The organism is Pseudoalteromonas sp. 20-92 (assembly GCF_030847595.1).
GTDB lineage: Bacteria > Pseudomonadota > Gammaproteobacteria > Enterobacterales > Alteromonadaceae > Pseudoalteromonas > Pseudoalteromonas fuliginea.
This window is the reverse complement of record NZ_JANJGQ010000045.1, coordinates 1-5,996: the sequence shown is the minus strand read 5'-3', so window position 1 is coordinate 5,996 and position 5,996 is coordinate 1. Positions and strand designations below refer to the sequence as shown.

Here is a 5,996-nt window from a genome sequence, read left to right as displayed (position 1 = left end):
GCCGGTTTAGCACCAAATGAATCTGAGGTTAGATATCAAGATTCTAAAACTGTGGCCAAAATTAGTTGACCACTACACATGTGAGATATGCATTTCAGATGATGCTGGGTGTTTTATTTTTAACCAGCCAGAAATTTGCTCTGGTGACCAGTCATCTAGTAGCTTAGATTCAACCAAATCGCTAAGTGGATTACCTTTTTGCAATTTACATTGCTTTGGCCTTAATGCTCGCTCTAGCGCATTTTTATCAGCCGTAACTGCACGGTATTTGGCAATACCACCATTGCGTTTGATTTCACGGCTTACTGTTGACGCTGCCTTTTCTACATTACGAGCTATTGCCCTGATAGATAAGCCTGAAGCTAAACCTCTTGATATATCTTCTCGCTCTTCTAAAGAAAGAAACGATAATCGACGTTTTCGTTGCACTGGCGATATTCCACCTTTTAATTTAAGTACACCGAATATAGAACCAGCATGCCTATCAAGCGTCAAGCCTATTTCGCTAAGCGTTTTACCTTCACGCCATAAGAATCATGCTTTCAGCTTTTCAATATCACTTAAACCACGTTTTGATAAGTCAGTCATAACAACCTAATTAATAATCAATTATAAGGTGTTGCATTGACCTATTGAATTCACCACGGTCTTCTTTGCCAAAGAAACGAAGTGAAATACTCGTTCATAACCCAATACAAGAAGACCTGGCCTGTGGCGGTAATGTGCCGAATACTGGGTGTAAAAAGTAACAATTACTATAGTTATCAAAAGCGATATTCAACTAAATCAGAGGATCCAACACATCAAGAAATGATTGATTGGGTCAAGGACATAGCGCACTTCAGTGATAATACTTACGGTGAAAGGCGTATTCAGAAAGTCTTAAATGCACTCGGTTTTCCGGTGAGCCGTCACAAAACAGCACAGTTAATGAAAGAGGCAAATGTCTGGGTGCGTTATAAAAAGAAATACAAAGTAACAACGAATAGTGACCATAACAAGCCTATTTATCCCAGTGTACTTGAGCAAAACTTCAACGTTGAAGCCGCTGATCAAGCTTGAGTACAAGATATCACTTATGTTTGGACTGCAGAAGGTTGGTTATATCTGGCGGTAGTGATTGATTTATATTCGCGTAAAGTCGTTGGTTGGAGCATGGGCTCACGAATGAAAGCGCAGCTTGTCTGTGACGCACTGACTATGGCGATGTGGCAACGCCAACCCAAAGCAGGATTAATTATCCATTCAGATCAAGGGGTTCAATATGCAAGCCACCAATATCGTAGATTGCCCAAGTCAAACGACTTCATTGGTAGCATGAGTAAGAAAGGTTGTTGCTGGGCTAACGCTGTTGCAGAAAGCTTCTTCGGTAGTTTGAAGCAAGAGCGCGTACATTGGAAAAATTACCCAACGCGTTATGAAGCTCAACAGGATGTAATGAATTACATCTGCATGTGGTACAACAGTCGTCGCTTACATTCGTACTTAAATTATCAAAGCCCAAATGACTTTGAAGAACGAACCGAAACATTAGATATGGTTTCTTAACTAGGGTGACTGAATTTAGTTGACCACGTCACTTTTATTCACGCCAGCTCAAAGCATGATCTAAATCAACTTTACTTCGCTCCCACATCCGCTTAATAAAATAACTTGATCTCGATCACGTTACACCATACAAACAGCGCTTATGATTAACCCATCAACAACGAGGGGAACAACTCATGAACGTATTCTTTAGAGACTTTTTTACAGATCCAGTTTTATTTTTGTCTTTTGGATTTTTAGCCATTGTTGTTTCTCTTTGTATCTTTTTTGCTTTTTTCTTTCTTAAAAAGATACATGATGCAGAAGTTCCTGAACAAAATTAAGCACGACGCACAAAGCGCCTAATTTATCACTGATTAGGCGCTTTTTATTTTTAACCGCTAAAAATTTGATACACTAGCTTTTCGTTTAATACAAAGTGCGTAGTACAAACATGATCTCTCAGTTCAAACCAGCATGGTGGATGACCAATCGTCACGTTCAAACCATAATGCCGCGTTTTTTCCGCCCATTTCACCACACTCGCTACGAACTTGAGCAACTTGATACACCTGATGGTGACTTTATTGAGCTCGCATGGTCATTTCCACATAACGAAACCGCTCCACTTGCCGTTGTTTTACATGGCCTTGAAGGCAATATAAATAGCTTTTATGCCAAAGGCATGATGAAGGCGTTAAAAAAGCAAGGTTATGCAGTGGTGCTTATGCACTTTAGAAATTGCTCAACTGAAGTCAATCGCCTACCTCGCGCTTATCACAGCGGTGACACCGCCGATTTAGCCTTTTTTATAAATCACTTAAAGCTGCAGTTTCCTGGGCGCACTATGGTCGCTGTAGGTTTTTCGTTAGGCGGTAACGTACTGGCCAAATACTTAGGTGAACAAGCAAAAGCATGTCCTTTAAGCGCGGCAGCGGTGGTATCTGCGCCTTATGATTTGTCGTCATCAAGCGATGTTATTCGTAAAAGCTTAGGTAAAATTTACCAAAAATATCTGCTCGATCGCATGAAAAAATCAATGCAGCGAAAGCTGCCACAAATTAAGCAGCAAATTTCATTAACGCCAAAACAGTTAATGAAAATTGACGACCTATTAGAGTTTGATAACCAGCTAACGGCTCCTTTGCACGGCTTTGAAAACGCTCACGATTACTATCGTCAAGCCAGTGCGATGCCATATTTAAAGCATATTGCTGTGCCTACATTAATTATTCATGCAAAAGACGACCCCATGCTCTCAATTAAAGCCGTACCGAGTAGGCAAGACGTAAGTGAGCATGTTACGCTGCGCATCTCTGAAAAAGGAGGGCATGTTGGCTTTATTGCCGGTAAAAATCCGTTTAAGCCTATATTTTGGTTAGAAAAAACCGTACCCAATTACTTTGGGCAATATGTTTTAAATAAAGTGAATAATGAGCAACTATGATCATCCCTTTTGAGCAACTCGATAAAGATACGCTATACAACTTAATAGAAAGCTATGTTTTACGTGAAGGCACTGACTACGGTGAAGTAGAGGCAAGCATTGAATCTAAAGTAAACCAAGTTAAGCTTCAGCTTAAAAATGGCGAAGCCATGGTGTTTTTTTCAGAGCTTCATGAGTCTGTAACCATTATTTCGAAAGGCGAATTTAAAGCGCTGCAAAGTGAGGAGCATCAAGCAGAGTCGTTTGATTAGCACTTGTAACTTTTGAATTGAACGTACACAATGGCTTTTTACCCTAAGAGCCAAAACATGATAAAACTCAGCACTCTAGTGGTAGCCATATCACTAGCTTTAACTAGCCAAGCCCAAGCAGAACAAACAATAACAGCATCTGATAAGGCAATTAAACTCGCTAAAGATACCATTTTAATTGATACCCATATTGACGTACCTTATCGAATTCACGAAAGCTGGGTTGATGTAACCAAAGCAACAACTGATGGCGATTTTGACTATCCTCGCGCTATTGAAGGCGGTTTAAACGCCCCATTTATGTCAATTTATATTCCTGCGCATTTAGAGTTTGAAGGTAAAGGAAAAAGCTATCAGCTAGCCAATCAAATGATTGATAGTATGGAAGCGATAGCCCAGCGCGCACCCGATAAGTTTGCTATTGCTAGCTCAAGTACTGATATTGAAGAGCAATTTAAACAAGGTAAGCTGTCTATAGCCATGGGTATGGAAAATGGCTCTCCTATTGAAGGGGATATGAAAAACCTTCAGCACTTTTACGACCGTGGCATTCGCTACATTACGCTAGCGCACTCGCAAAGCAACCATATTTCGGATTCGTCTTACGATATACGCCGTAAATGGAAAGGCTTAAGCCCATTTGGTAAAAAGCTTGTCACTGAAATGAATAATATAGGCATGCTAATTGACGTATCGCATATTTCTGATGATGCGTTTTATCAGGTTATGGAACTCTCTAAAACGCCAGTAATTGCCTCTCATTCATCACTTCGTAAATACACGCCTGGCTTTGAGCGTAATATGAATGACGATATGTTATTAGCGCTGAAAGAAAATGGCGGCGTTATTCAAATCAACTTTGGCTCAAGCTTTGTTACCGCTAAAGCAGGTAGTTGGGGCAAGCAATTAAAAAACACAAAAGAGTCAGCTAAAAAAGAAGGCACTAAATTAAGCAAAGATTTTGATGCTGCGTACCGCGCTAAAAACCCATACCCATTTGCAAGTCTTGAGCAAGTGCTTGACCATATTGATCACGTAGTTGAGCTAATTGGTATTGATTATGTAGGTATTGGCTCTGATTATGATGGAGTTGGCGATTCATTACCTATCGGCTTGAAAGATGTATCTAGCTACCCTAATCTTGTTCAAGGTTTAATGGATAGAGATTACAGCGACAAAGATATTAAAAAGATTCTTAGCGGTAATTTATTAAGAGTTTTAAAACAAGCGCAAGAGTATGCGAAGAAGCACTAATCGCGAAAGTTAAATAGCAAACCTTTAGTGCTTATTGAATTTCCTTTAGTGCTTAAGTTCTTTTATGGCTTTTAAAACTGTTTCATTAATATTTTTATGCAAAGCTTGAAAGTAAATATTAGGGTTATCACTATCTGTGTTATCACTATCTGTGTTATCACTATCTGTGTTAACCCTATCTATGTTAACCCTAAATAATTCTTTAGGCGAAAAGGTCTCAACTTTCTCATTAATCGTTAGCTCGAGTCTTGAATCTGAGTCTTTCAAAATAAAGTCACATACATTAACTAGCTTTTCAGATAGCCTTTGATCTAATATTGATGCTCTTGCATTATCTTTTATTGATGATATAAGGCTGCCATACTTCTGTTTATATTCATCGCGGTCAATAATTGAGCTATAGAAATCTAAAAGAAGTAATCCAGAAGTATTTTCTTTAATGTCTATATAGTCCTTTAATTCATAAAGCTTTAAGCAAAGCTCAGCGGTTAGCTGCAACTTAGAAAGTTTAACAGCCTGTTTAGATGCTTCATGTGACTTAACTGCGACTTTATACGTTATAAAAGCAATAACTGCAGTAATTCCAGCTATAATTAACGTAAGAAGATCAGCAATACTTAATTCCATATAAACCCTCTGTAAAATCGGTAAATAAATTAATATAAAAAACAGTGATAAGTCCCAGACAGGATATCTCTTATCTATTTTTTCAAAATAGTTAAAAAAAGGGTCCAAATTAATTCCTTTTTATTTTATTGACACAGCTTTACTCTAAAAGCCTTTTTAGGATGCCCAAAGCCGCCTTATTTGGCAAATAATACCACAAAGAACATTCCCTCGGGTTTCGTAAAACTCAACCCAAGCTACGGCAATAATTCTATACCTAGGAGCAAATCACTTTTCTTCAGGCATTAAAAAAGGCCACCTGAGTGACCTTTTTCTAACAATTAACTTAAAAGTTAATTATTACGCTACGATAGTTGCTACAACACCAGCACCTACAGTACGGCCACCTTCACGGATAGCAAAACGAAGACCTTCATCCATCGCGATTGGTGCGATTAGAGTTACTGTCATCTTAATGTTATCACCAGGCATTACCATTTCTACGCCTTCTGGTAACTGTACGTCACCAGTTACGTCAGTTGTACGGAAGTAGAACTGTGGACGGTAACCTTTGAAGAATGGAGTATGACGACCACCTTCATCTTTAGAAAGTACGTATACTTCTGAAGTGAATGTAGTATGTGGGTTGATTGAACCAGGCTTAGCTAGTACTTGACCACGTTCAACGTCTTCACGCTTAGTACCACGTAGAAGTGCACCAATGTTCTCACCAGCACGACCTTCGTCAAGAAGCTTACGGAACATTTCAACACCAGTACAAGTAGACTTAGTAGTCTCTTTGATACCAACGATTTCAACTTCGTCATTTACGTTGATGATACCAGCTTCAACACGACCAGTTACAACAGTACCACGACCCTGGATTGAGAAAACGTCTTCGATAGGCATGA

General features: G+C 39.1%; 7 protein-coding genes and 1 pseudogene. 5 read left to right on the top strand and 3 right to left on the bottom strand.

Translation table 11 applies throughout. The features are described 5' to 3' along the window. Positions 1-72: 72 nt before the first annotated feature. Complete coding sequence (locus NRL14_RS20530; protein ID WP_306725489.1) at positions 73-495, bottom strand: helix-turn-helix domain-containing protein; 423 nt, start codon at positions 493-495, stop codon at positions 73-75. 147 nt (positions 496-642) lie between these two features. Here NRL14_RS20530 and NRL14_RS20525 point away from each other — a divergent pair. From NRL14_RS20525 to NRL14_RS20505, 5 genes and pseudogenes are all read left to right on the top strand, one after another. Then, positions 643-1,548, top strand: a pseudogene (locus tag NRL14_RS20525) (IS3 family transposase); the annotation flags it as partial. 176 nt (positions 1,549-1,724) lie between these two features. Then, entirely contained in the window at positions 1,725-1,871 is a 147-nt protein-coding gene (locus tag NRL14_RS20520) for a hypothetical protein (RefSeq protein WP_167368310.1), read from the top strand. Positions 1,872-1,981: 110 nt separating this feature from the next. After that, complete coding sequence (locus NRL14_RS20515) at positions 1,982-2,974, top strand: hydrolase (RefSeq protein ID WP_306725488.1); 993 nt, start codon at positions 1,982-1,984, stop codon at positions 2,972-2,974. Further along, positions 2,971-3,225, top strand: a complete 255-nt coding sequence (locus tag NRL14_RS20510) for a YheU family protein (RefSeq protein WP_197179996.1) — start codon at positions 2,971-2,973, stop codon at positions 3,223-3,225. The genes NRL14_RS20515 and NRL14_RS20510 overlap by 4 nt, the downstream gene beginning before the upstream one ends. Positions 3,226-3,282: 57 nt before the next feature. Beyond that, positions 3,283-4,479 carry a dipeptidase gene (locus NRL14_RS20505; protein WP_306725487.1) on the top strand — a complete coding sequence of 399 codons (1,197 nt, stop codon included), beginning with the start codon at positions 3,283-3,285 and terminating at the stop codon, positions 4,477-4,479. 45 nt (positions 4,480-4,524) lie between these two features. Here the strand turns inward: NRL14_RS20505 and NRL14_RS20500 are convergent, their stop codons facing one another. Beyond that, a complete protein-coding gene (locus NRL14_RS20500; protein WP_306725486.1) occupies positions 4,525-5,214 on the bottom strand; it encodes a hypothetical protein in 690 nt (229 codons plus the stop codon). Positions 5,215-5,445: 231 nt separating this feature from the next. Next, positions 5,446-5,996: EF-Tu/IF-2/RF-3 family GTPase (locus NRL14_RS20495; RefSeq protein WP_306725485.1), on the bottom strand; the 551-nt coding region annotated here is incomplete at its 5' end.